Annotated in this window: 22 protein-coding genes; 15 read left to right on the top strand and 7 right to left on the bottom strand. The window is 47.5% G+C overall.

The window, feature by feature from the left end:
- Window positions 1-16 precede the first annotated feature (16 nt).
- Window positions 17-850, bottom strand: coding sequence for an ABC transporter ATP-binding protein (locus AAKU64_RS14910; RefSeq protein ID WP_503012619.1), 834 nt, complete (start codon window positions 848-850; stop codon window positions 17-19).
- A gap of 17 nt (window positions 851-867) precedes the next feature.
- The gene (locus tag AAKU64_RS14905; protein ID WP_503012617.1) at window positions 868-2,835 is read right to left on the bottom strand and encodes an AMP-dependent synthetase/ligase; all 1,968 of its coding nucleotides are present in this window, start codon (window positions 2,833-2,835) and stop codon (window positions 868-870) included.
- Between the two features lie 559 nt (window positions 2,836-3,394).
- Here AAKU64_RS14905 and AAKU64_RS14900 point away from each other — a divergent pair.
- On the top strand, window positions 3,395-4,048 hold the full coding sequence (locus tag AAKU64_RS14900; RefSeq protein WP_354333356.1) for a Crp/Fnr family transcriptional regulator: 654 nt from the start codon (window positions 3,395-3,397) through the stop codon (window positions 4,046-4,048).
- Window positions 4,045-4,884: a Rossmann-like and DUF2520 domain-containing protein gene (locus AAKU64_RS14895; protein ID WP_354333311.1), complete on the top strand. Its 840-nt coding sequence runs from the start codon at window positions 4,045-4,047 to the stop codon at window positions 4,882-4,884. The genes AAKU64_RS14900 and AAKU64_RS14895 overlap by 4 nt, the downstream gene beginning before the upstream one ends.
- Here the strand turns inward: AAKU64_RS14895 and AAKU64_RS14890 are convergent.
- Both AAKU64_RS14890 and AAKU64_RS14885 read right to left on the bottom strand, forming a co-directional pair.
- Complete coding sequence (locus AAKU64_RS14890; protein WP_354333313.1) at window positions 4,869-6,404, bottom strand: sensor domain-containing diguanylate cyclase; 1,536 nt, start codon at window positions 6,402-6,404, stop codon at window positions 4,869-4,871. The two genes, AAKU64_RS14895 and AAKU64_RS14890, sit on opposite strands and share 16 nt — an antisense overlap.
- Before the next feature lie 269 nt (window positions 6,405-6,673).
- The gene (locus AAKU64_RS14885) at window positions 6,674-7,216 is read right to left on the bottom strand and encodes a glycine zipper 2TM domain-containing protein (protein ID WP_354333315.1); all 543 of its coding nucleotides are present in this window, start codon (window positions 7,214-7,216) and stop codon (window positions 6,674-6,676) included.
- A 214-nt stretch (window positions 7,217-7,430) separates the two neighbouring features.
- On the opposite strand from AAKU64_RS14885, the gene AAKU64_RS14880 reads away from it, so the two are divergent.
- The 8 genes from AAKU64_RS14880 to ptsP all read left to right on the top strand — a co-directional run bounded on the left by AAKU64_RS14880 (window position 7,431) and on the right by ptsP (window position 14,672).
- Window positions 7,431-7,829 (top strand): MAPEG family protein, encoded by a 399-nt coding sequence (locus tag AAKU64_RS14880; RefSeq protein ID WP_354333317.1) that lies wholly within the window; start codon window positions 7,431-7,433, stop codon window positions 7,827-7,829.
- 17 nt (window positions 7,830-7,846) lie between these two features.
- The gene (locus AAKU64_RS14875; protein WP_354333319.1) at window positions 7,847-8,857 is read left to right on the top strand and encodes an AI-2E family transporter; all 1,011 of its coding nucleotides are present in this window, start codon (window positions 7,847-7,849) and stop codon (window positions 8,855-8,857) included.
- A gap of 57 nt (window positions 8,858-8,914) precedes the next feature.
- A complete protein-coding gene (locus AAKU64_RS14870; RefSeq protein ID WP_354333321.1) occupies window positions 8,915-9,214 on the top strand; it encodes an antibiotic biosynthesis monooxygenase family protein in 300 nt (99 codons plus the stop codon).
- A 368-nt stretch (window positions 9,215-9,582) separates the two neighbouring features.
- Window positions 9,583-10,881 (top strand): glutamate--cysteine ligase, encoded by a 1,299-nt coding sequence (gene gshA / locus AAKU64_RS14865; RefSeq protein WP_354333323.1) that lies wholly within the window; start codon window positions 9,583-9,585, stop codon window positions 10,879-10,881.
- A 117-nt stretch (window positions 10,882-10,998) separates the two neighbouring features.
- The gene (gshB, locus tag AAKU64_RS14860; RefSeq protein WP_354333325.1) at window positions 10,999-11,937 is read left to right on the top strand and encodes a glutathione synthase; all 939 of its coding nucleotides are present in this window, start codon (window positions 10,999-11,001) and stop codon (window positions 11,935-11,937) included.
- A 94-nt stretch (window positions 11,938-12,031) separates the two neighbouring features.
- The gene (locus AAKU64_RS14855) at window positions 12,032-12,439 is read left to right on the top strand and encodes a PTS sugar transporter subunit IIA (protein ID WP_322120835.1); all 408 of its coding nucleotides are present in this window, start codon (window positions 12,032-12,034) and stop codon (window positions 12,437-12,439) included.
- A 122-nt stretch (window positions 12,440-12,561) separates the two neighbouring features.
- Window positions 12,562-12,831 carry an HPr family phosphocarrier protein gene (locus AAKU64_RS14850; protein ID WP_322120836.1) on the top strand — a complete coding sequence of 90 codons (270 nt, stop codon included), beginning with the start codon at window positions 12,562-12,564 and terminating at the stop codon, window positions 12,829-12,831.
- 89 nt (window positions 12,832-12,920) lie between these two features.
- Complete coding sequence (gene ptsP / locus AAKU64_RS14845) at window positions 12,921-14,672, top strand: phosphoenolpyruvate--protein phosphotransferase (RefSeq protein WP_354362349.1); 1,752 nt, start codon at window positions 12,921-12,923, stop codon at window positions 14,670-14,672.
- 82 nt (window positions 14,673-14,754) lie between these two features.
- Here ptsP and AAKU64_RS14840 read toward each other — a convergent pair whose 3' ends face one another.
- Genes AAKU64_RS14840 through AAKU64_RS14830 form a run of 3 tightly spaced genes read right to left on the bottom strand, consistent with a single transcriptional unit; the run spans window position 14,755 to window position 17,134 of the window.
- Window positions 14,755-15,459: a c-type cytochrome gene (locus tag AAKU64_RS14840; RefSeq protein ID WP_322120838.1), complete on the bottom strand. Its 705-nt coding sequence runs from the start codon at window positions 15,457-15,459 to the stop codon at window positions 14,755-14,757.
- On the bottom strand, window positions 15,460-16,791 hold the full coding sequence (locus AAKU64_RS14835) for a cytochrome C (protein WP_354333329.1): 1,332 nt from the start codon (window positions 16,789-16,791) through the stop codon (window positions 15,460-15,462).
- Window positions 16,792-16,828: 37 nt separating this feature from the next.
- The gene (locus AAKU64_RS14830; protein ID WP_354333330.1) at window positions 16,829-17,134 is read right to left on the bottom strand and encodes a high-potential iron-sulfur protein; all 306 of its coding nucleotides are present in this window, start codon (window positions 17,132-17,134) and stop codon (window positions 16,829-16,831) included.
- A gap of 874 nt (window positions 17,135-18,008) precedes the next feature.
- On the opposite strand from AAKU64_RS14830, the gene metX reads away from it, so the two are divergent.
- The 5 genes from metX to AAKU64_RS14805 all read left to right on the top strand — a co-directional run bounded on the left by metX (window position 18,009) and on the right by AAKU64_RS14805 (window position 23,399).
- Window positions 18,009-19,208 carry a homoserine O-succinyltransferase MetX gene (metX, locus tag AAKU64_RS14825; protein ID WP_503012708.1) on the top strand — a complete coding sequence of 400 codons (1,200 nt, stop codon included), beginning with the start codon at window positions 18,009-18,011 and terminating at the stop codon, window positions 19,206-19,208.
- Window positions 19,205-19,807 (top strand): methionine biosynthesis protein MetW, encoded by a 603-nt coding sequence (gene metW, locus AAKU64_RS14820; RefSeq protein ID WP_354333334.1) that lies wholly within the window; start codon window positions 19,205-19,207, stop codon window positions 19,805-19,807. The genes metX and metW overlap by 4 nt, the downstream gene beginning before the upstream one ends.
- Window positions 19,808-19,809: 2 nt before the next feature.
- Entirely contained in the window at window positions 19,810-21,102 is a 1,293-nt protein-coding gene (locus tag AAKU64_RS14815; protein ID WP_503012618.1) for an AmpG family muropeptide MFS transporter, read from the top strand.
- An 83-nt stretch (window positions 21,103-21,185) separates the two neighbouring features.
- Entirely contained in the window at window positions 21,186-22,070 is an 885-nt protein-coding gene (locus AAKU64_RS14810) for a M48 family metallopeptidase (protein WP_354362348.1), read from the top strand.
- Between the two features lie 684 nt (window positions 22,071-22,754).
- Complete coding sequence (locus AAKU64_RS14805; RefSeq protein WP_354362347.1) at window positions 22,755-23,399, top strand: TonB-dependent receptor plug domain-containing protein; 645 nt, start codon at window positions 22,755-22,757, stop codon at window positions 23,397-23,399.
- The last annotated feature ends 35 nt before the right edge of the window (window positions 23,400-23,434 follow it).

The following is a 23,434-nucleotide window of genomic DNA, read 5'->3' as shown; positions in this document are numbered from 1 at the left end:
ATTCTGGTCTAGCCTTTCAATGGGCGACGCCGAGATACGCGTTAATCACTTCCTGATTCGCCAGCACTTCCGCCGGAGTACCATCGCCAATTTTTTTGCCATAATCCAGCACGACCACGCGGTCTGAAATATCCATGACCACGCCCATATCATGTTCAATCAATACGATGGTGGTGCCGAGCTGATCGTTGACATCCAGAATAAAGCGGCTCATGTCTTGTTTTTCTTCTACGTTCATGCCTGCCATTGGTTCATCTAGCAATAAGATTTCTGGCTCTGCTGCTAAGGCACGACCTAGTTCTACCCGTTTTTGTAAACCGTAAGACAGACGACCTACCGGTGTTTTACGTATATGCTGTATTTCTAAAAAATCGATGATTTCTTCGACCTTTTGACGATGTTCGATTTCTTCTTTTTGTGCGGGTCCCCAATACAAGGCTTGCATCAGAAAATTGCTTTTCATTTTCAGATTGCGTCCCGTCATGATGTTGTCGAGTACGCTCATGCCTTTAAATAAAGCGATGTTCTGGAATGTCCGGGCGATGCCACTTTTTGCCGCTGCATAGGTGTTCATATCTTTACGCCGCTGACCACGATAAGTGATCATTCCTTCTTGCGGGTGATACACGCCGTTGATCACATTGAGCATTGAACTTTTACCTGCACCGTTGGGGCCGATGATGGCGCGGATTTCATGCTCTCTGACATTGAAAGAGATATTCGTCAGCGCTTTAACGCCGCCAAACGCCAGCGAGATGCCCTGCAAATCCAGGATCACTTCGCCGATTTTTCTGCCATTCGTGGGCGTCGCCATAGTCACCATCGTCATCGGATCTACCATCGCATTCATACTGTGTTTTTCATGAGTCATGCCGCCTGTTGATGCGCTGCATAGGTTTTTACGTCGCTGATATGCAAATCAGCATTGACTAATCCCTGACGGCCATCTTCAAATTTGACCTGAGTTTCTATGTACTGTGACTGCTTACCGGAATACAGCGCATCGATCAGCACGGCGTATTTTTGTGCGACAAAACTACGTCGTACTTTGCGTGTGCGGGTGAGTTCATCATCATCGGGATCAAGTTCTTTGTGCAGTATCAAAAAGCGATGAATCTGGGTGTTAGCCATCAGGGCTTCGCCCGCCAGATTGGCATTGACTTTCTCGACACAAGAAACGATTAACTGATAAGTTTCTGCCTTGGCTGCCAGATCGGTGTAGCCAGAGTAAGCAATGCCGCGCCGCTCTGCCCAATTGCCGACGGCTTCCAGATCAATATTGATAAAAGCGCAGACCGTATCGCGACCATTGCCAAAGGCGACGGCTTCTTTGATATAGGGGAAAAACTTTAATTTGTTTTCAATATAGTTGGGAGCAAAGATATCGCCATTGATCAGCTTGCCCACATCAGCCGCACGGTCGATGATTTTTAAGTGGCCATCGCTATCAAATATTCCAGCGTCGCCCGTATGGAAGTAGCCATCTGCATCCATCACCTCGGCAGTGGCGTCGGGCCGTTTATAGTAGCCCGACAACATTGAGGGCGATTTCACCAGTACCTCGCCATTGCTGGCGAGTTTAATGTCTACGCCTGGCGCTGCCTGACCTACGCTATCAAATTTGATGTTGCCATCGGGCTGCAAGCACACATAGGCACAGGTTTCGGTGGAGCCGTATAACTGCTTGAGGTTAATGCCGATAGAGCGATAAAACCGGAACAGATCAGGACCGATTGCAGCACCGGCGGTATAAGCAACCCGCACACGTGATAAGCCGAGCACGTTTTTTAAGGGCGCATAGATCAGCAAATTACCGATTGCGTAGTGGATGCGGTTGAGTAGTGAAACGGGTTTGCCATCCAGAATATCGCTACCAATTTCGCGGGCGATTTCCATATAGTGATGAAACAATTTACGCTTGATGGCGCTGGCATCTTCCATTCGTATCATGACCGTGGTCAGCATATTTTCAAACACACGTGGCGGAGCAAAATAATAGGTCGGTCCGACTTCGCGTAAATCGGTTAATACCGTCTCACCGGACTCAGGGCAATTGACGGTAAAGCCTGCCGTCATTGCTTGTGCATACGAGAACAAGTGATCGCCAACCCAGGCCATTGGCAGGTAAGACAAAATATCTTCACGTTCGCTGAGTTGATCAAAGCCTGTGCCGCCTGTCGCTGCGTGGATAAACGAGCGATGGCTTTGGCATACGCCTTTAGGTTTGCCGGTAGTGCCTGAGGTGTAGAGCATGACGGAGGTGTCGTCAGCTGTACCTAAGTTAACTTGCTGGATAAAAAAGTCCGGATGGGCTTTGTCGTAAGCGCGTCCCAAGTCTTGCAGCACGGCATAAGAGGTGAGTTCGTCTTGGTGGTAATGACGCATACCGCGATCATCGTCAAACACGATATGACTAATCCCGGCATAGTGCTGTTTGATTTCTAATAGTTTATCGACTTGCTCCTGATCCTCTACAACTGCGAACTGGATTTCTGCATTCTCCAGCACATAAGCGATATCTGCCGCTGGTGAATCTTGGTAAAGCGGCACCGCAATCCCGCCCAGACATTGCGCGGCAGCCATGGCCCAATATAAACGCGGACGATTATCGCCAATGATGGCAAGGTGCATGCCGCGCTGGAATCCCTGCGCTGCAAGCCCACAAGCCAGCGCACGGACTTCATCACAGACTTGTGCCCAGTTCCAGGTTTGCCAGATACCCAAATCCTTTTCTCTGAACGCCGGACGCGATGCATGCAATTGCGCATTACGTAGCAGGAGCTTAGGGAAGGTGGTGTAATCCGGCATTGCTTGGTTGACGTCGATATGCTTCATTTGTCTCCATCACTTCATACTTGTTTTATGATTATCGACTGAGTGTCCTCACTATCCCTTACGGCATACTTACTAACTTTGTTAGCGTCGCTTACATATATATCGGGGGGCGTGGATGATCAGGAATTGTATTTGCTGACTTTGCTTTGAGTTTCGCTTATACAATGTCTCAGTACCATTTTTAGTAAATATTCTTATCAAGTAGGACTTACGCAAAATTGACCCAGCAAGGCGTAGCGACGACGACAGTACTTTAAGTACGGCTAGACGCTGCAACGCAGCTGGGGCGGTTTTGTGTAAGTCCTATTAGGTATTTTTGTTAGCTGGAGTGTAGCCAGATCAAATTCTCAGTGCTGTCATTTGCCCGACAATCTCGCTGAAACAACACAATTTCGGTGGTGCGCTGCACCATATTAATATAGCAAAAATGATGCAACCAATTCCTCCAGATCAGCCGATTCAGCCAAATCTATCGTCGTCCTCAAGCTCTGCTCCAGCGTCAACATCAGCATCAACGTTGACTTCAGCAGTGACTTCTACCGACCGGTTTTCCCGTACGATGTGGGCGAACATGTTGACGCCGGAGCATATGCAAAAGGTAGAAGCCGAAGTCACAGAGCGTTTTGTCCCCGCAGGCGGCTACGTCTGTCGCAAAGGCGATACGGTTGACTATTGGATGGGCGTGATTGACGGCTTTTTGAAGATGAGTAGTATGTCACCCGAGGGCAAGACCGTGACCTATAGCTGCATGCTGGCAGGCGGCTGGTTTGGCGAAGGCTCGGTGCTTAAGACAGAAGCACGTAAATATGATGTCGTCGCCCTGCGCGACACCAGAGTAGCATTTATGCCGCGCAGTACCTTTGACTGGCTATTGGATAACAGTATTCCGTTTAACCGTTTTTTATTGCAACAACTCAATGAACGCTTAGGCTTGTTTATCTCACTGGTGGAATACGATCGCATGCTCGATACTGACACCCGGGTAGCACGCTGCCTGGCGTCCTTATTCAATCCCTATCTGAATCCCGGCACCAGTATGCAATTGCAAATTTCTCAGGAAGAGATTGGCTATATTTCCAGTGTGTCACGTCAGCGAGCGAATCAAGCGTTACAGATATTAGAAAAGCAAAAATTGCTGAGCATTGACTACGGTGGTATTACCGTACTCGATCTTGAAGGCTTGCGTAGTTTTTTGGGAGATGCCGCCAAATGAAAACGCTGACAGTGATCGGTGCAGGCAAAGTGGGTCAGGTATTCGCACAGCAATTCGCGCAACACCAACTATTTACGATTCAGCAAATTTGTAATCGTACGCTGGCCAGCGGGCAGCAAGCAGTGGCGATGGTTGGTGCCGGCAGCGCGGTGTCTGCGATAGCGGAACTTACTCCTTCCGATATTTACCTGCTGACCGTGCCGGACGATCATATTGCGGCTACTTGTCAGTCATTGGCAGACGCGGGTTTGCTGGCTGCAAGCAACATCGTATTCCATTGCAGCGGTGCGAAAGCATCCAGCGAATTAGTAGCAGCGATTGCGACAGGTGCGGCGGTTGCCAGCGTTCATCCTGTGCGCAGCTTTGCTGATGTTGCCTATGTTGCCGCCAATTTTCTCGGGACGATTTGTAGTTTGGAAGGTGATGACCGTGCGCTGGATGTCCTTCTTCCAGCCATACAAAAAACCGGTGCACAGACTGTTCAGATTAGAGCCGAGAATAAGTTGCTATATCACGCAGGGTCGGTATTTGCGAGTAATTATCTGGTGACCTTGATGGATATTGCTTTGCATGCTTACGAGGCGGCAGGCATACCGCCAGAATTGGCAAAGGCGATGGCACAGCCCCTGGCACAACAAAGTTTGGATAACGTTTTTCAATTAGGAAGTGCTGCCGCACTGACCGGCCCCATTGCGCGGGGAGATATGACCACAGTCGCTAAGCAGCTGCAGGTTGTCAACGATTGGGATGCAAGCGCAGGTGCACTATATCAAGCGTTTACCCCACCAACGGTCGCCTTGGCGCAGCGCAAGCAGACACCTTATTCAGAGAAATAAACGCTGTTTCTACCATTCTCTTTGGCTTGTTGTAGCGCTACTTCGGCACGATCAAATACGCTGTCTTCCGTCTCGTTATCTTTGCATTGAGCCACACCCATGCTGACGGTAACTGCCAAACGCTTTTTCGCCAGATCGGTGGTGCGTGAAAAATCATTCGCCGCAATTGTACTGCGCAGATTTTCGGCAATCGAGGTAGCCTTTTCCAGGGTACAGTTTTTTAATAAGATCAAAAATTCTTCACCACCCCAGCGGCAAATGACATCACTTTCACGCAAAGAACGTTTGGCAATCAAAGCGATTTCTTTCAGAACATGATCACCGACTAAGTGGCCATTTTTATCATTCACTTTTTTGAAAAAATCGATGTCGATCAACGCCACACACAACGGTAAGCGTGAGCGCCCGCTGTCGAGTAAGGCTTGCTGAAAAACAAAATCAAATGCATGGCGATTAGGGAGTGATGTCAGTTGATCGGTGGCCGCAGATTTTTCTAAGCGTTGCTGAAAGCGTCGTACCGACAACACTAATAATACGATCACGATCAACATAATCGCGGCACTAACTGCCAGGTTAATCTGGAAGATATCTTGCAGCGGTTTGATATTGCTGCCGACTTCTTGCTCAACCAGCAAATGCCAGCCTAGTTCTGGAATAAACCGCTCGCTGACAGCGATATTTTCGGTTTCGTTTTTATAATCCAGAAATTGCGAGTCAATTTTTTTATTAGCTAAAATTTGTCCGGCGATACTGCGCATACCCGGCGTATCTTGCAGATTACTCAGACTTCGTCTCATCGCGCTGCCAGCTAAAACTATTGTCCCTTTTTGGTCTACAAAATAAATAGTGCGATGCAGGCTCGATTGATAGCTATCGATCAGACGCCTCATCGTATCTAAGGTAACGCTGACACCTGCTACGCCAATAAATTTACCGTTGTAATCCAGTATCCGGTGATTGATAGCAATCGTCATGCTGTCACGGTTGACCACATCGGTATCGACATTGATTTCGTAAGCGGTTTTTAAATTTGCTACGCGGAAAAACCATTTGTCACGCGCTTCACTAGCGGTGATCGTTTTTTGCGTGCCATCGGGCGAATAAGATTGATGGGTAATGGCGGATGCTAAAAAGCTGGTAGCGGCATTATTTTTTGATTTGATTTCTTTTAAATAATGCGTGATTTGTTCTGTATTTTGTGGCTGTTCTTGGTCTGATTTTTGTTCTGACTTTTGGTCCGATTGTTGATCAGTTGTCTTATCAAGTTCTGCTTTGATGATCCAATCACGCACAAACGTGTTATTTGCCATTTGCGAAGCGATCAGAACGGGCCGCAAAATATCCTTTTGCAGTTCTGCAAGCACAGCGTCGCTGGTAACCGGTAAAGCTTGTTCAGAACTATTTTGGTACACCGTATCGCGCGATACTTTATAACTGGCAAACGTAATAAATCCAAATCCAGCGATCAGGATGAGCGAGAGGCAGATGAGCAAACCGTATTGTTTTAATATTTTTCGCATAAGATGAAAATCAAAACGCGGTAAATGTTTGACTGCGTGTCTGGCGATGCGTCTGAGCCAAAATGAAGATCAGATGTACCTGTGGCACAAATCAATTTTTGTGGTGTTGCGGCAAGATCATACTATAAAGGCCGCCGGATTCTCGTTTAAATTCGAGGGGATGTGTGCGAATTGCGGGGAAAAATGACGAAAAAAATTGCCGCTATTTGCGGCAATTTTATCAACTCAGAGTGCGGCAGTGTGTTTGCTAGCGTTCTTCAAATCCCTGTTTAAGGACGTGGTGTGATTGATACATGTAATTTCAGGCGTGAACCTGGGTCGTACGGCATGATGCTAGTGTAAGTGCGGTTTTGGTATTCATAGGTTACGGCATAACCATTATTGCGGGTTTCCCAATGATCCACATTAGTACAGCGGCGCACTGGCTGACTGTCGTAAGTGGGCTGTTGATTGCCGCCGTTGTTACCATTGTTGTCTACGCGGTCACCCACCACTGCACCTGCAATCGCACCTGCGGCTGCGGCTGCAATGCGACCATTGCCACCACCCACCTGGCTACCCAGCAAACCACCAGCGATACCGCCGATGATGGAGCCGCCAGCACTGCGCTGTTGTTGCGGCTGCTGACGTTGTACGGTCTCATAGTCGGTGCGGCATTCTTGGCGCGGCACGTTGACCTGTTCGACTTGAGGCGCAACATTGATGACGCGAGCGAAATCATCGTAATCTGCTGCATGCGCTATGGACATGCCAAGACCTAAGAATGCAGTCGTTGCTGAAATAAGGGCTGTTTTCTTCAGATTGAGTGTCATTTTGTACCTCGTTTTATTAATCACAGTCCTCATATAACGTCTGGCTCCAAAAAAAGAAGACATGATTTGAAATTTAAATGTAAAACTCTGTATCAACCATGACATATAAAGCAATTTTCTGAAATTAAGTTATTCTGATGTTAATGGTTGTAATGTCTTGATCAAACCTTAATCAAATTCTAAACAGACCTTAATATTTTTAAAAAAGGCAACTATGCAAATACAATGGACCAGCTGGGCGACGATCGCGGCGCTTGCCGTATATTTCTGGACTTTTATCAATGCAGGAAAAGCACGCATGCAGCACAAAGTGCTTGCGCCTTCGATGGACGGTCCGCCTGAATTTCTGCGAGCTTTGCGGGTACAAACCAATACGCTTGAGCAAATTATCTTTTTCTTGCCCGTTTTGTGGCTATCCGCCATGTGGTTTAGTGACCGTGCTGCGGGGATCGCAGGCGCAGTCTGGGTAGTGGGGCGTTTGATGTATGCGCTAGCATATTACCAAGATGCTAAAAAACGGGCACCCGGTTTTATGATCGCTACACTGGCTTCGCTGGCATTATTATTAATGGCAATATTTGGTTTGGTGCAGCCTTTATTTTTAACTCATTAACCCTGACTGATCTATCGATGCTGACTTCTAAAACTACCGGTCCCGTTTGGGCGTCTTATATTCTGGCTGCCATCGCTTTATATGTTGTGCTGAAGATGGGTTTGCTGGTGGCGCTGTTTTCTGGGTTGCTGGTCTATTCCCTGATTCACTTACTCGCGCCTACCATAGAGCGAAAATTCAGCAGCCAGCAATCGCGCATGATTGCGGTTATTTTCTTGTCGGTAGTGATTATTGCCACGATTTCTCTGGTGCTCTGGCTGCTCTACGCCTACTTGCGCAGTGAAGGCGGCAACCTTAACGTGCTGCTGCAAAAAATGGCCGACATTATTGATGCCTCCAGCGACCAGATGCCGGATTGGGTCAGTAATAACTTGCCAGAAGGCGCAGATGCCTTGCGAGAGCTACTGACCAACGGCTTTAGAGAACACGCATCCGAAGCTAAATTGCTGGTGCAAGAGGCTGGACATGTGATTGTGCATCTGCTGCTGGGAATGATCATTGGTAGTATGGTCGCCTTGCAGGAGACGACACAGCATGCCAACTACCGTCCATTTGCAGCCGCTTTGCATCAGCGCGTGGTGACCTTGGGTCTGATGTTTCAGAAAATTGTCTTTGCCCAAGTGCGCATCTCGCTGATTAATACCGCATTTACAGCGATCTATTTATTAGTGATTTTGCCATTAGCCGGTATTCATTTGCCACTGACCAAAAGTATGATTTTGATTACCTTTTTGGCCGGACTGATCCCCGTGGTAGGCAACATTCTGTCCAATACGGTGATCGTGGTGGTGAGTTTGTCGCACTCTCTGCATACGGCTGTTGCCTCGCTGGTATTTATGGTGGTGATACATAAGCTGGAATATTTTTTAAACGCGAAAATTATTGGTTCCAAAGTCAATGCCCGTTCCTGGGAGCTGTTGACCGCGATTTTGGTCATGGAAACCATATTTGGCGTGCCGGGGGTTGTAGCAGCCCCAGTATTTTATGCGTATATTAAAAGGGAATTGAGCGATCAGGGCTTGGTGTAGTTGCCAATGGGCTCTACCTCAATACGCTTCCGTAGTTATTAATTTAAAGGAAATAAAATGATTTTAGAACTCGCCGATATTCGTATCCAGCCAGGCAAACAAGCCGAATTTGATATCGCCATCCAACGTGGCCTGAGCGAAGTGATCTCTCATGCCAAAGGGTTTAGTGGTTACAAAATCAACAAAGGAATAGAGTCGCCGGAACGTTACGTCCTGATGATTTTTTGGGAGACTTTGGAAAACCACACCGTCGATTTCCGCGAGTCACCGGCGTTCCAGGAATGGCGGGCGATTGTCGGCGGTTTCTTCGCCGTGCCGCCAACGGTAGAACATTTCAATCTGCTTGCTAGATCATAAAGTTATCAAGGGGAATTCAATATACTCCCCTATTTTTTGATCAATAACGCCGTATTGTCCAATGAATCTCTGGACAACTAATAAATACATGTAGGGAGTATTTATTGGTATTTGAGCTAGTGATACACAAGATAGTTTAATAATCATTGTGAAATAATAATCACTTTCAAATCATAGGACTACGCAAAAGCAGTCCGAGAATCGCGTGGCAAAACTGTCATGTCTTGATAATTGTTATTTCATCCCAAGTTAGACAAGCCAAGCACGTCAATTGCTGATTCCCGTTAGAATCCGTCCTATGCTATTCAGCAATTTAGCGCACTACGCATATCAGCAGTACCCTGCCCAGCTATACTACAAAGGACATCATGGTTCCGCACCTCGTTACCGCCCTCAACGGCCCCTTACTCGATTTAGAAAAAAAGATACTCGAAGCCACGCCTGCGATCGAGCGCTGGTTCCGTCTGGAATGGCAAGAGCATACGCCGCCGTTTTACTGCTCAGTTGATTTGCGCAATTCTGGCTTTAAACTGGCACCGGTGGACACCAATCTGTTCCCTGGCGGCTTCAATAATCTTTCTCCAGAAATGTTACCGCTGGCAGTACAAGCGGCAATGGCCGCGATTGAGAAATACTGTCCAGACGCTAAAAACTTGTTGCTGATCCCGGAGCGCCACACGCGCAATGCGTTCTATTTGCAAAACGTCGCACGCCAGATGCAAATTTTCCGTCAGACAGGTTTAAATGTCCGTCTCGGCACTTTATCTGACGACATCAAAGAGCCAACGGCGATTGATCTGCCAGACGGTACGCAATTGATTTTAGAACCGCTGGAACGCTCCGCCAATGGCCGTCGCCTTGGTTTGAAGAATTTCGATCCTTGTACGATTTTGCTCAACAATGATTTGTCGGCAGGTATCCCGCCGATTTTAGAAAATCTGAATGAGCAAACCTTGTTGCCGCCATTGCATGCAGGTTGGGCAGTACGTCGTAAGACCAATCACTTTGCCGCTTATGATGAAGTCGTCAAGAAATTTGCCAAGCTGATTGATATTGATCCGTGGATGCTGAATCCTTATTTTGCCAAATGTACCGGCATTAATTTCCACGAACGGATTGGTGAGGATGAACTAGCCAATACCGTCGATACGATTCTGGCAAAGATCCGCAAAAAATATAAAGAATACGGCATCAAAGAAAAACCGTTTGTCATCGTCAAAGCCGATGCCGGTACCTATGGCATGGGCATCATGACGGTGCGTGATGGTAGCGAAGTACGTGATTTAAACCGCAAACAGCGCAACAAAATGTCGGTCGTTAAAGAAGGTCTGGAAGTCAACGATGTGATCGTACAAGAGGGCGTACACACCTTCGAGCAGATCAACGAATCCGTCGCCGAGCCTGTCGTCTACATGATGGATCGCTACGTCGTTGGCGGCTTCTATCGCGTGCATGAAGATCGCGGTGTCGATGAAAACTTAAACGCACCGGGCATGCATTTTGTGCCGCTGGCATTTGCTCAGCAACATGCCGTACCGGATATCACCGCCAAACCAGGCACCGCCGCACCGAATCGTTTTTATATGTATGGCGTGGTAGCACGTCTGGCCTTATTGGCAGCGTCGCTGGAGTTGGAAAAAACAGATCCAAATCCTGAGGTGTATTAAGCCGATATCGGATTAGTCTCGTCCGCTCTCCTCGCCCGCTTGCGGGAGAGGGGTTGGGGGTGAGGGAGATTGACATGCCGAGCAATTCTAATTTGAGAAGTAATTTAAAGATCCACCATGAAAATCGTCTTCCTCACCGATCCGCTCGATCAATTTAAAACCTATAAAGACTCCACCTTCGCCATGATGCGCGAGGCGGATTCTCGCGGGCACCAGTTGTTTGCTTTCGGACCAGACGACATGGCCTTAGAAGGCGGCGTGGTGGTGGCAAATGTCCGTCGGATCAATCTGACGGGTGACGCGCATGACTGGTATCGTGCCGAAGCCCCGCAAGCGTCAGCACTAAGTGCGTTTGATGCGGTTATACAGCGCAAAGATCCGCCATTTGATATGGAATACATCTACGCGACGTATTTGCTCGAGCTGGCGGAGCAGCAGGGGGCACGGGTATTTAATAAGCCTGCAGCGGTCCGTAATCACAATGAAAAGCTGAGTATTGCGCAATTCAGCCAGTTCACTACGCCGACGCTAGTGACGCGGGATGAACAAAGGATTCGTGCTTTCCATCAGACCCATCAGGATATTATTTTAAAGCCGCTAGATGGTATGGGCGGCGCTGGCATTTTCCGCATCCGTGACGATGGCATGAATCTGGGTTCTGTCATTGAAACCTTGACCTTGAATGGTGCCAGAACCATCATGGTGCAGCGCTATATTCCTGAGATCGTGTATGGCGATAAACGGATTTTGCTGATTGGCGGCAAAGTGGTGCCGTTTGCGCTAGCACGTATCCCGCAAAACGGCGAAGTACGCGGCAATCTTGCCGCTGGCGGCATCGGAGTGGCGCAAGAACTCACTGCGCGCGATCTGGAGATTGCAGAGACTTTGGCGCCAATACTGTACCAGCGTGGTCTGTTGCTGGTAGGATTAGATGTCATCGGGCATTATCTAACGGAAGTCAACGTCACCAGCCCGACTTGTTTTCAAGAAATTACGCAGCAAAAAGGCTTTAATGTGGCTGGCATGTTCATCGATGCGCTGGAGTCCGCTATTTGATGGAAGAATATACTGCTATAGAGTATATTCTGGTGTCCAGATAAATAATGGGATGTAAGCATGGTTTTTGTGCATACTCCCAAGAAATGTGAATATGGTTGGAATACTTTTATTAACCCATGCCCCGCTGGGGTCGGCCTTTATGCAGGCCGCGGCGCATGTGTTTCGCGGCATGCCAGAACATTTTGAAGCGATTGATGTGATCGCTGACCAGAATATTGATGACGTTAATCGCCTTGCAAAAGAAGCGATTAAACGTCTCGACGCTGGTACCGGTGTGCTGGTCATGACAGATGTGTTGGGCGGTACACCGTCGAACTGTTGTCGTCAGTTAGGTGAGCCTGATCAGGTGGCAACCATTGCCGGCGTCAGCTTGCCGATGTTGCTGCGCGCTATTACCTATCGTCACGATACTCTGGATGTAGTGGTGGAGATGGCTTTGGCGGGCGGGCAAAATGGCGCTTTGCGAGTGGATAACCGGGTAAGGCTTTCTCCTAACTGAGTAGGTAATTGAGGTTGTCAGTAAGTGGATAAATACGGTTATATGTACGGTTATAGGTAGGTTCAGATTCAAGCTAATAAACCAATAAGGTCGTTCATTATGTCGAGTAAAGTGAAAATGCAATGATCCAACAAGAAATTGAAATCGTAAATAAGCTGGGCCTGCATGCACGAGCATCAGCAAAATTCACTCAACTGGCGGGCAAATTTAAGTGTGAGGTCTGGCTCACCCGCAATAACCGCCGGGTCAACGGTAAATCGATCATGGGCGTGATGATGCTAGCCGCAGGCAAAGGCAGCAAAGTCTTGCTGGAGACCGAAGGTGAGGACGAACAAGCCTGTTTTGACGCCATGCTTGCGTTGGTGAATGACAAGTTTGGTGAGGGCGAGTAGTGAACATCGCTAGCGCCAAAATTCTGGCTGCTAAAGCCAACGCCATCAGCTCGTAGCAAAAATAAAAAGAGTAAAGGGGACACAACAGCATGGCATCATTTACATTGCAGGGCATCCCCGTTTCACGCGGTATCGCCATAGGACGCGCTCACTTAATGCGTCCCGCCGCGCTGGATGTCGAGCATTACCTTGTTGCCCAGGAGCAGATCGAATCAGAAGTGCTGCGTCTGCAAGATGCCATCGTTCAGGTCCACAAAGAACTACAAACCATCTGGGCCGATCTGCCATTGGATGCGCCGACCGAGCTTGGCGCTTTTCTGGATGTACATGCGCTGATCTTGTCCGACCCGATGATCTCTGAAGCGCCGCTAGAAATCATCCGCACCCGCAATTACAACGCAGAGTGGGCGCTGGTGACTCAGATCGATGCCTTGTCTGCGCAGTTTGATGAGATAGAAGACGACTATCTGCGTGAACGCAAAGCTGACATCCAGCAAGTTGCCGAGCGCGTGCTCAAAGTCTTAACCGGTAGCGCTAATGACTTACCACGTGACGCCAATGTGGATGAACGCCGCGGGAATATGATTGTCGTTGCGCGGGATATTTCACCCGCCGATATGATGCAATTCCGCGATGCGGCTTTCAGCGGTTTTGTGACGGATGAAGGTGGCCAAAACTCCCACACGGCAATCGTATCGCGCAGTTTGGGTATTCCTGCCGTGGTTGGTTTGGGCAACGCTTCTCATCTGATTCAGCAAGACGACTGGCTGATTATTGATAGTGACGCAGGTGTTGTCATCGTCGCGCCCTCGGCTCAGGTGATTGAGGAATATCGCAACCTGCTAGCGGTTTTACTCAAAACCCGTAAAAAATTAACCCGGCTCAAAAAGACCCCAGCCATTACCCAAGATGGTATCGAGATCACCCTGCTGGCGAATATCGAATTGCCGCAAGATGCCATCACCGCGATGGAAGCTGGTGCCAGCGGCGTTGGTTTATTTCGCTCAGAGTTTTTGTTCATGGGACGTACCGGCCACGAGCAAGAATTACCTACCGAGGAAGAACAGTTCGTCGCCTACCGCGATGCCGTGCTCGCCATGAAAGGCAAGCCCGTCACCATCCGTACCCTCGATGTAGGCGCTGACAAACCACTCGACACCACAGATCACAATATTCTGAACCCCGCATTGGGCTTGCGCGCAATCCGCTATTGCCTGGCCGAGCCGCAATTATTCCTGACGCAATTACGTGCGATTTTGCGCGCCTCCGCTTTTGGACCGGTGCATATTCTGATCCCGATGATGGCGCACGCATTTGAGATTGATCAATCTCTGGCGATGATAGAACAGGCCAAAAAATCCTTGCTGGCAGAAGATAAAAAGTTTGATGACAAAGTCCCGGTTGGCGCCATGATCGAGGTTCCTGCTGCGGCACTCAGCTTGCCGATGTTTGTCAAAAAGCTGGATTTTTTATCAGTCGGCACCAACGATTTAATCCAATACACGCTGGCAATTGATCGCGCTGATCATGAGGTCTCCCATTTATACAGCGACATTCATCCTGCCATTTTGCAGTTGCTGGCGATGACCGTCAGCGCCGCACAAAAGGCCGAAATTCCGGTCGCGATTTGCGGTGGTATGGCGGGTGATATCCGTTTGACGCGCTTGCTGATCGGGATGGGATTCCGCGAGTTATCGATGCCCCCGGCTTTGCTGCCAGAGATTAAACAAGAAATCCTCAATACCAATATCGAGTCCTTGCAATCTCTGGTCAAAAAGATTCTGCGCTCTTACGATCCTGATGTGATTCAGGAAAGTTTGGCTCAGTTAGCCATCGCCTGATTTGATATTGGGAATGGCTTAAAAAAAGTAGATTTACGCCGGATCTGCTTTTGCAGACAGACCTGACGTCGATCAACTTAACTCAACTAGACGGCATCGCCTCTAAATAAATGGCTATGTTTTCGATGTCTTGGTCTTTCAATCCATGCGCGATTGTTTTCATCAGTGCACCCTCAGGCCGCTGATCGGTATTTCTAAAGACCATTAATTGTTTCTTAGTATAGTCCGCATGCTGACCTGCCAAACGAGGGAATAGTTGCATGCCCTCAGCCTTAGGGCCATGACAACTGGCGCAAGCGGGAGTATTGCTTGCTGTAATGCCTTTTTCATAAATCGCTTTTCCTGCAATTAACAGATTTTCGCTGGACTTTTTCCCTGCAGGAGCACGCTGTTCAGAAAAATACTGCGCTAGCCCCTCAATCTGATTGTCTGTCAGACGTGCACTGATACCCCACATGTATTCATATCCTTCAGGGTCTGAACGGCCATGAGTTTTAAACGATTTCAATTGTTCAGTCAGGTAGAGTTTTGATTGCGCCGCTAAGTTGGGAAAAATCGGCGAAGTCGAAATACCGTTTACCCCATGACAATTTGAGCAAACCTGAAGCGCCACCGTTTTAGGTAATACTGTAGGATCGTCTAGCGCTCGCGATCTTTCCTCTGAAGTACAAGCACTTAAGAAAATACTAGTACCTAACAGGAGTAAGAGAAATGTATTGCTCTTACGGCGCCTCTGTTCCCCATGAAATTGGTGACGCAGATATGTTGCTTGTTCACGATTGATCATTTAATAGGCTCCCCATGCGTACAGAAAAAACGTATTGTTATTTTTCGCATTTCGTCCTGATCCGTCGTAATTAACAGATGCACCATGGAATCTATTGAATCGATAATACTGCGCACCAATTCTCAGATATTGTACTGGCGTCCAAAATAACTCTGGCACAAATCCTCGAGTATCCGGGTTACTGGCAGGATCAGGATATAAGATATTGTCGGATGTTCCTGTCGTACTGAAATAACTCAGGCTACCTCCATATTTGGCTCGATAAATATAGCTGGCTTTCATTTTTAGCTGATTTAGCGTGTTGGAAGCGTTTGCACTTACGCCAGTGATGTCTCCATTGTTAATGGTTTCGCGTACATAGCTGATTTGTGCAGTAACAGAATGGGGATCGAGTAAATATTGATACTGGGCATCCACTCCTCTGTCGCGGTACTTAATAGTAGGACCTGCAAGAGTCAGGTTATCAGGGTAGACATCAGTGTTCATCGCTAACAGGCCTACCATAGCACTATGCGGACCCCAATCGTGGCTAAGTGCCAAGCGAATGTAGGGATTAATTCCCTTTAGTTTGGTCTGATCAGTATTAGCTATACCTTTACTCAAAAAAGAGAATGAGCCGTTCGCAGTTTGATAACCCGAAATCTCAGCATATATAGTTTGATTTAAGAAAATATATGCACCAGTGCCTGCTACTTGCGAGCCTAGTTGTGTGATTATTGGACTAGCGTCGGCGCCGGTCACGCCAAAGCCAGTCGGAACATATTGCAACCATGCGGGAGCGGTGTTCCAAGGATCCGATATAGACGGATTGTTATTGAGACTAAACCCAAAAATCAAATCCCGATTTGCATCGATATATCGATCAGCGTAGCGCAGGTCAAAGTTATCTGATCCCCATTTGCCTTCCCATTGATTCGTATCTGTATTTTGATTGCTGTAATTGTTGTAAGTAAATTGAGCAAATATGCCGACATTATTTGTGATTTTGCCTGCCACAAAAACGCTACCTGTTTGAAAAAGCGCTACTGCATCTTTTGCAAACGCGGCGTCAGCGGTTGGAGTCGCACTTTTTGTATAACTTGCGACTGCCATCACTGCTAAAGGATTTCCTCTTTCACCTATGGTGTAGCCAGTCATTTTGAATAGCCGCCCGTATGGCGTTAATTCAGGAAATTGTCCCCCGGCATGGCATGCAACACAGTTTTGTCCTGTCTGTCTGGCGAAAGAAGGTAATGCGTGTACTGAAGAGAGAATTAAAAAATTACAAAAAATGAATAGTATTTTGTAGTGCCAGTATTTAATTAAAGAAATGGGTTTCTCAAGGGAGTTCATCGCTTGCCTTGCTCCTTCTGTTTGTTGTGTTCAACGTTTACAGTTTTTTTGACCAGGCGTTGCACCAGCCAACACTAGTTACCTGCTTTCCTGAGAAAAGTGCGCAACCTCCGGTAATATTCTCCGTTTTTCCTTGGTATAGAGTGCAATTACTGCACTGCTGGCTGGTAGCGTGCTTAGGATATTTTGTACCATCGACTTTATTACTATTTTCTTTGTAGCCCATAGACGAGGGCAGTGGATCCGTTTCATTAACCATCACAACTTGGGCACTGGCGTTTTTTAATAAAAAGGCAGCACTCCCCCAGCTCAGTTGGGCTATAAATTTTCTGCGGTTTGACATTTGATTTCCTAAGTAATAGCAAAGAAAGTGCTTGTTATTGAGTAATTATTGGATAGAGTGATCCGTGAGCGTCTTGAAAGTTACAATCAGCAAAATGCCATACCTTTAAGCATAGGCTCTACGAATGATCTTTCCTTGATCTATGTCAAAAGCTGGTCACTAATGAGATGTTTGTGAACAGATAGGTCTGTGTTACGACATCAGACATGTTGCGTATCGGTCAAAGCCTGTATTTTTGGGTATTTACTTGTGAGTTATCGCTCTTAGAGAGAACGCTTTGACTTCGGGTCTGCAAATTATTTAGATAGTTTTCGCAGAGACCTTCCGAAGTCGCTAAACGAAATGACACTGACATATGCAGTGGCCACATCTGTTTGAGTGTGGGAAAATGCTTTATTCATATACTCCAGAATAAATTATCTAAAAAGTGGATTTGTCCACGTATATAGGGGTAATTTTATATATACATATGGGGAGTATATAATTTGCGTTTAAACTACATTTTACATATTGAGTTCCCCATGTGAATATTGCTGTCACTATCAATTGCTTACAAACGTCGAAGTCATTAATCAGTACGGCGCGAAATTCTAACGCCTCGTACTTAAAACTTCGTTAGTTTTGCTTGGATACCATCGAGAGCGTCGAGTGATACATCTCTGGACTTGTTCCGGTTTGACGCCACCGCGATACTTCGTTATCCTTTACCCATTGCGCCGATTTGAAATCAGCTTGCGGGCGCCGTTTTGGAAAATTTTCTGAAACAATAAATACGGCTAAAGCGAGCTTGAATGCCGCCTCTCCTCCTCATTCAGCCCTTCTTTTAGCCTTCCTGAATTAATGTAAAACGAGATGATTCTCGCTAGGAAGACGCATGACTACCGTACCGTCATCGACAACATCAGTTTCAACACCGGCATCGGCGCCGCCAGTGCCAACAACGCCATTGTCATCAATCGGTTTTGTCACGCCGCAGACGATACAATTTGATCAGCCGCTGATTTTACAAAGTGGCGCAACGATCAGCGACTATCATCTGATGATAGAAACCTATGGCACGCTGAATGCCGACAAATCCAATGCTGTACTGATTTGCCACGCGCTCAACGCCTCGCATCACGTCGCTGGTGCGTATGCCGACGACCCAAAAAATATCGGCTGGTGGGACAACATGATTGGCCCTGGCAAGTCGGTCGATACCAACCGGTTTTTTGTGATCGGCATCAACAATCTTGGCTCTTGTTTTGGTTCCACCGGACCGATGCACAACAATGCGCAAACGGACAAACCGTATGGCGCGGATTTTCCGGTAGTGACGGTGGAGGACTGGGTGCAAGCGCAAGCGCGGGTAGCGGATCATCTCGGTATTCAGCAGTTTGCCGCGGTGATGGGCGGCTCGCTTGGCGGCATGCAGGCGCTGGCGTGGAGCATGTTATTTCCAGATCGTTTGCGGCATTGTGTCGTGATCGCTTCGACCGCTAAATTGTCAGCGCAAAATATCGCCTTCAATGATGTCGCACGGCAGGCGATTTTGACCGACCCGGATTTTTATGGCGGCGATTTTTATGCGCATAAGGTGGTTCCGCGTCGCGGCTTACGAGTCGCACGCATGATTGGTCACATCACTTACTTATCCAATGACGATATGGCGGAAAAATTTGGCCGTGATCTGCGCACTGGCGAATATCAATTCGGCTTTGGGATTGATTTTGAGATTGAATCTTACCTACGCTACCAAGCGGATAAATTTGCGGATTATTTTGACGCCAATACATATTTGTTGATCACGAAAGCGCTGGATTATTTTGATCCCGCCCGCGCGTTTGATGGCGATCTGAGCAAAGCGCTGGCAAAGACTAAGGCAAAATTTCTGCTTGCCTCATTCACGACGGACTGGCGATTTTCACCGCAATGCAGCCGGGATATTGTGCAGGCTCTGGTCAGTAATCAGCGCACCGTCAGCTACGCAGAAATCGATGCACCGCATGGGCATGATGCCTTCTTGCTCGACGACGCTCGTTATTTGAATTTGATCGCTGCTTATTTTGCGAATATCGACCAGGAGCTTGCATGAATTTTTCTGAACTCAGTCAGCTCCGCCCTGATCTGGCATTTATTGCACATTGGATCAAGCCGCAATCGCGGGTGCTAGATGTCGGTTGTGGCGATGGTGTCATGATCGATTATTTAAAAAGCGATAAGCAATGCAGCGCCTACGGCACAGAAATCGCCGACGACAAAGTATTGGCGTGCGCCAAACGCGGCGTCAATGTGATTCAGCAAGATATGGAAAACGGCCTCAGCATGTTTCAGGACAATGGCTTCGATACCGTGCTGTGTTTATCGTCGTTGCAAATGATGAAGCATGTAGAGCCTTTGCTGCGTGACATTGCCAGAGTAGGGCGCGAGGCGATTGTGTCTTTCCCTAACTTTGGTTATTGGCCGCATCGCACTGCGCTGCTACGCGGCAAAATGCCGGTGTCTAAATCCTTGCCCTACGAGTGGTACGACACACCCAATTTACGCTGCGCGACGATTTATGATTTTTCTGATCTGGCGACCGAAGTCGGTCTGGAAGTTTTAGAGTGCGTCGCTTTGCATGAAGGCAAGCCGATACAATTCTTACCTAATTTGCGCGGTAGTTTGGCGGTCTTTAGACTGCGGAAGAAATAAGGATGACCGATATCAAATCACCTGCAACGTCGGCGGAATTACCATTAGAAGTCGAGACCAAATCAGAAAGCGTTATTCACTGGACGGAATATCTGAACAGGCGAATGTTAGTACTCGTCTTTCTAGGATTCAGCTCAGGGCTGCCTTTATATTTGCTAGTCAATTTGCTGCAGGCATGGCTGGCAAAATCTGGGCTTAATGTAAAAGCGATAGGCTTGTTCGCCCTGGTGATGATTCCCTACACCTGGAAGTTTTTGTGGTCACCGTTGATGGACCGGTTTAGCTTTAACGTGCTAGGACGCAGACGTGGCTGGATGGCGCTGACACAAGTCTTATTGGTATTCTCCATCGGTAGTTTGGGCATGTTTGATCCCCAAACTCAGTTACCGATCATCGTTGCATTAGCGGTCGGTGTTGCCTTTTTATCCGCAAGCCAGGACGTAGTGATTGACGCGTATCGGCGTGAGACTTTGCTAGATAACGAGCAAGGTTTAGGCGCAGCGATTTACGTCAATGCCTACAAGGTTGCCAATTTGGTGCCGGGATCTTTGTCCTTGATTTTGGCAGATCATGTGTCGTGGAATTTAGTATTTTGGGTAACTGCTGCGTTTATGTTGCCAGGCCTAATTTGTACGCTGCTGGCACCGGAGCCGACGATGTACGGAGCGCCGCCAAAAAATATCAGAGAAGCGGTGGTATTACCCTTTAAAGAATTTATCGCACGCGATGGTTGGGTGACTGCCTTGTGGATATTGAGTTTTATTTTTTTATACCGGATTGGCGACAGCGTTGCCGGTGCTTTACTGACCAAGTTTTTTATTGATCTGGGATTTCAGTTAACTGAGATTGGCGTTGTCGCTAAACTCACCGTGTTTTGGGCCAGTATCGCGGGTGGTGTCGTGGGCGGTATCTGGATGGTGAAGTTAGGGATTAACCGCGCTTTATGGATTTTTGGTGTCTTGCAGGCATTGACCAGTTTGGGGTTTGCCTTGTTAGCTTATGTAGGCCCCAACCTGTATCTGCTGGCTGCTGCGATTGGTTTTGAGGGATTTGGGGTCGGACTGGGAACCGCAGCGTTTGTGGCGTATATCGCCAGAACCACCGATCCGCGCTACACCGCAACGCAATTTGCTTTGTTCTCTAGTCTGGCGGCTGTGCCGCGCACGTTTGTCACATCCTCTGTCGGCTTTATTGTGGCGGAGACAGGCTGGTTTTACTTTTTCATTTTCTGTTTCGTTATTGCGATTCCCGGCATGTTGTTGCTCCCGAAAATCGCGCCATGGAATGCAAAGTGAGTAAAGTGATTCGTTTTAGCGGTGACTTTAAATTGGATGTAGCGCCACCATTTCATGCTTATTCCATTTTCTAACGCCAGACTATGACGCCAGCTCGCATTGCCATTCTTGTGTCCGCTGTTTGCCTCACCTTTGCTACCCCTACCTATGCACAAAATAGCGGCCAGGATGGCGTCAAGGTTGGTGAAATGTCGATCTTTCGCAAATTGGGTGGCGGTTTAGAATCCAAAGCGGCTATGCAATATAGCCAGACGATGCAGCAAGCTCAACAGCAAAATGCCCTAGCGCCAGACAGCAACCCACAACTGATACGTTTACGCGCAATCGCCAAAGCCTTAATCCCATTCGCATTGCGCTGGAACGAGCGTGCGCCGCAATGGAAGTGGGAAGTCAACTTAATCGGTTCTAAGCAAATCAACGCCTATTGCATGCCCGGCGGCAAAATCGCGTTTTATACCGGCATTCTCGATACACTCAAATTGACGGACGATGAGGTCGCTATTGTCATGGGACACGAGATTGCGCATGCCTTGCGTGAACATGGCGCAGAGCGGGCGGGCAAGGCGGCTGCCGCCAATTTTGGTATCAAGCTGGCAGAAATCGTAGCGGGTGCAAAAGGCTATGATCCTAACGTGGCAGGTTCTGTGGCAGGCGGTCTCGCCAATGTTGGCATGTTGAAATTTTCCCGCGACGACGAGACCGAAGCCGATGTGGTCGGATTAGACATCGCTGCCCGTGTTGGTTACGACCCGCGCGCAGGTATTGCGCTTTGGAAAAAAATGGCAATGGTCAATAAAGGTGCGCCACCACAATGGCTATCCACCCATCCTGCTGGTCAAAATAGAATTGCTGAAATTCAACGCCATTTGCCAGAAGTGTTACCTTTGTTTGCCAAGAAACAAGGCATTCTCCTCGCTAATCTGCCGCCTTACCGAACGAATATCAAAACTATCCCCGCTATTAATTGAGACAACTGCTTGCCTAATCGGCTTGTCTAGCTGCTCATGTGCTTCGCACATCTGTGGTGCTAATTTGCCTCAAAAGTCCAAAAAGTCGCATTTATGACACGTTTTAATGCGAATTTAGTACCTGTCATCAACTGTTCATAATTGAATGCCAGACTTTGCCTACCCAAAATTTTGTGTGCTAGACTTTATTTCAGTGAATGTATATCTGGTAAGCAAGTGTAAAAATCACCCGATATTTGTCTCAGCTTAGTTTTTGCTGAAAGGCACTCCAAAGCGTGGCACGTTCTCTGCTTTTAATAAAATTACACGATGATGTTCTACTCTGTAGCAGTATGGAATTTGTAGCCAAAGAGTTGAAAAACAAAATCCGGATGCAGCCCTTATCGTTTTTTTTAGTTGGTAAAGCAATCGTTTGCGCTGATCGAAATTTGAATGTTTTTTTGTGCAATTTTTCTTCTAAAACGAAGAGTTTGTTGTGATGATGCAACGCTCCTTATGTCGATTGGAAGATATTTTCAAATTTTTGATCCGCTTTTCGCTGTGTTGAAATTGCTCGTAAATAAAAGCGGAATAGATTGTTCTTTTAGTAACTTAAATTGGTATCAAATGTTTGTTTAAATAGTTTTTCGTGCATTTTTTATATCTATTAGTAAATTCCAAAAAAAATTGATCAAGGAGTAGTAAATGAAGCAATCAAGAAAACTTTCATCGACATTCCCATCGCGTTTGTCGATGGTTGCTGTCGCCTGCCAGTTGGTTTGCCTGAGCATGTCTGCTTATGCGCAAACAGCACCAACAGCAGAATCAAATGAACCAGTCGATCCAAATCGCGTCACGATCACTGGCAAAAAAGTTGGTATGGGTCTGATGGTGCAAGAAATAGCGCCCAAAGCGCGTAGTACAGTGACCGCAGAAGAATTGTCAAAACAGCGTCCAACTGGTAATGCTTACCAAGCGCTTGAATTGATGCCAGCGGTTAATAGCTATAACTATGACGCGACGGGTTTGTTCGGTGGTGGTTTGACTTTGCGCGGTTTTAACAGCGATCAGATCGGTGTGACTATTAACGGTGTGCCTGTCAATGATTCAGGTAGCTTCTCTGTGTTTCCGCAAGAGTTCGTTGATCAGGAAAACACTTGTACGCAATTTGTTACTCAAGGTTCTACGGACGTAGATTCCCCACAAATTGGTGCTACCGGCGGTAACATTGGCATTACAACTTGTGATCCGGCTAAGCAAAGAAATATACGTGTAATGCAAACTTTGGGTGGGCGGATTCAAGTACGAAGAGCAACATTGAATAAAAAGTCAAAGGGTCAGATGCGATAGCATTCTGCCTTTTGACCAGCCAGTCGAAAGTTGCC

The organism is Undibacterium sp. GrIS 1.8 (assembly GCF_040544445.1).
Lineage (GTDB): Bacteria > Pseudomonadota > Gammaproteobacteria > Burkholderiales > Burkholderiaceae_D > Undibacterium.
Note: the sequence above shows the minus strand (reverse complement) of the source record. Positions and strands in the feature narration are given on the sequence as shown.

Excerpts from the sequence above, each read along its gene's own strand:
- AAKU64_RS14910 (WP_503012619.1), bottom strand. The coding sequence starts at position 850 with ATGAATGCGATGGTAGATCCGATGACGATGGTGACTATGGCGACGCCC.
- AAKU64_RS14905 (WP_503012617.1), bottom strand. The coding sequence starts at position 2,835 with ATGAAGCATATCGACGTCAACCAAGCAATGCCGGATTACACCACCTTC.
- AAKU64_RS14900 (WP_354333356.1), top strand. The coding sequence starts at position 3,395 with ATGTGGGCGAACATGTTGACGCCGGAGCATATGCAAAAGGTAGAAGCC.
- AAKU64_RS14895 (WP_354333311.1), top strand. The coding sequence starts at position 4,045 with ATGAAAACGCTGACAGTGATCGGTGCAGGCAAAGTGGGTCAGGTATTC.
- AAKU64_RS14890 (WP_354333313.1), bottom strand. The coding sequence starts at position 6,404 with ATGCGAAAAATATTAAAACAATACGGTTTGCTCATCTGCCTCTCGCTC.
- AAKU64_RS14885 (WP_354333315.1), bottom strand. The coding sequence starts at position 7,216 with ATGACACTCAATCTGAAGAAAACAGCCCTTATTTCAGCAACGACTGCA.
- AAKU64_RS14880 (WP_354333317.1), top strand. The coding sequence starts at position 7,431 with ATGCAAATACAATGGACCAGCTGGGCGACGATCGCGGCGCTTGCCGTA.
- AAKU64_RS14875 (WP_354333319.1), top strand. The coding sequence starts at position 7,847 with ATGCTGACTTCTAAAACTACCGGTCCCGTTTGGGCGTCTTATATTCTG.
- AAKU64_RS14870 (WP_354333321.1), top strand. The coding sequence starts at position 8,915 with ATGATTTTAGAACTCGCCGATATTCGTATCCAGCCAGGCAAACAAGCC.
- gshA (WP_354333323.1), top strand. The coding sequence starts at position 9,583 with ATGGTTCCGCACCTCGTTACCGCCCTCAACGGCCCCTTACTCGATTTA.
- gshB (WP_354333325.1), top strand. The coding sequence starts at position 10,999 with ATGAAAATCGTCTTCCTCACCGATCCGCTCGATCAATTTAAAACCTAT.
- AAKU64_RS14855 (WP_322120835.1), top strand. The coding sequence starts at position 12,032 with ATGGTTGGAATACTTTTATTAACCCATGCCCCGCTGGGGTCGGCCTTT.
- AAKU64_RS14850 (WP_322120836.1), top strand. The coding sequence starts at position 12,562 with ATGATCCAACAAGAAATTGAAATCGTAAATAAGCTGGGCCTGCATGCA.
- ptsP (WP_354362349.1), top strand. The coding sequence starts at position 12,921 with ATGGCATCATTTACATTGCAGGGCATCCCCGTTTCACGCGGTATCGCC.
- AAKU64_RS14840 (WP_322120838.1), bottom strand. The coding sequence starts at position 15,459 with ATGATCAATCGTGAACAAGCAACATATCTGCGTCACCAATTTCATGGG.
- AAKU64_RS14835 (WP_354333329.1), bottom strand. The coding sequence starts at position 16,791 with ATGAACTCCCTTGAGAAACCCATTTCTTTAATTAAATACTGGCACTAC.
- AAKU64_RS14830 (WP_354333330.1), bottom strand. The coding sequence starts at position 17,134 with ATGTCAAACCGCAGAAAATTTATAGCCCAACTGAGCTGGGGGAGTGCT.
- metX (WP_503012708.1), top strand. The coding sequence starts at position 18,009 with ATGACTACCGTACCGTCATCGACAACATCAGTTTCAACACCGGCATCG.
- metW (WP_354333334.1), top strand. The coding sequence starts at position 19,205 with ATGAATTTTTCTGAACTCAGTCAGCTCCGCCCTGATCTGGCATTTATT.
- AAKU64_RS14815 (WP_503012618.1), top strand. The coding sequence starts at position 19,810 with ATGACCGATATCAAATCACCTGCAACGTCGGCGGAATTACCATTAGAA.
- AAKU64_RS14810 (WP_354362348.1), top strand. The coding sequence starts at position 21,186 with ATGACGCCAGCTCGCATTGCCATTCTTGTGTCCGCTGTTTGCCTCACC.
- AAKU64_RS14805 (WP_354362347.1), top strand. The coding sequence starts at position 22,755 with ATGAAGCAATCAAGAAAACTTTCATCGACATTCCCATCGCGTTTGTCG.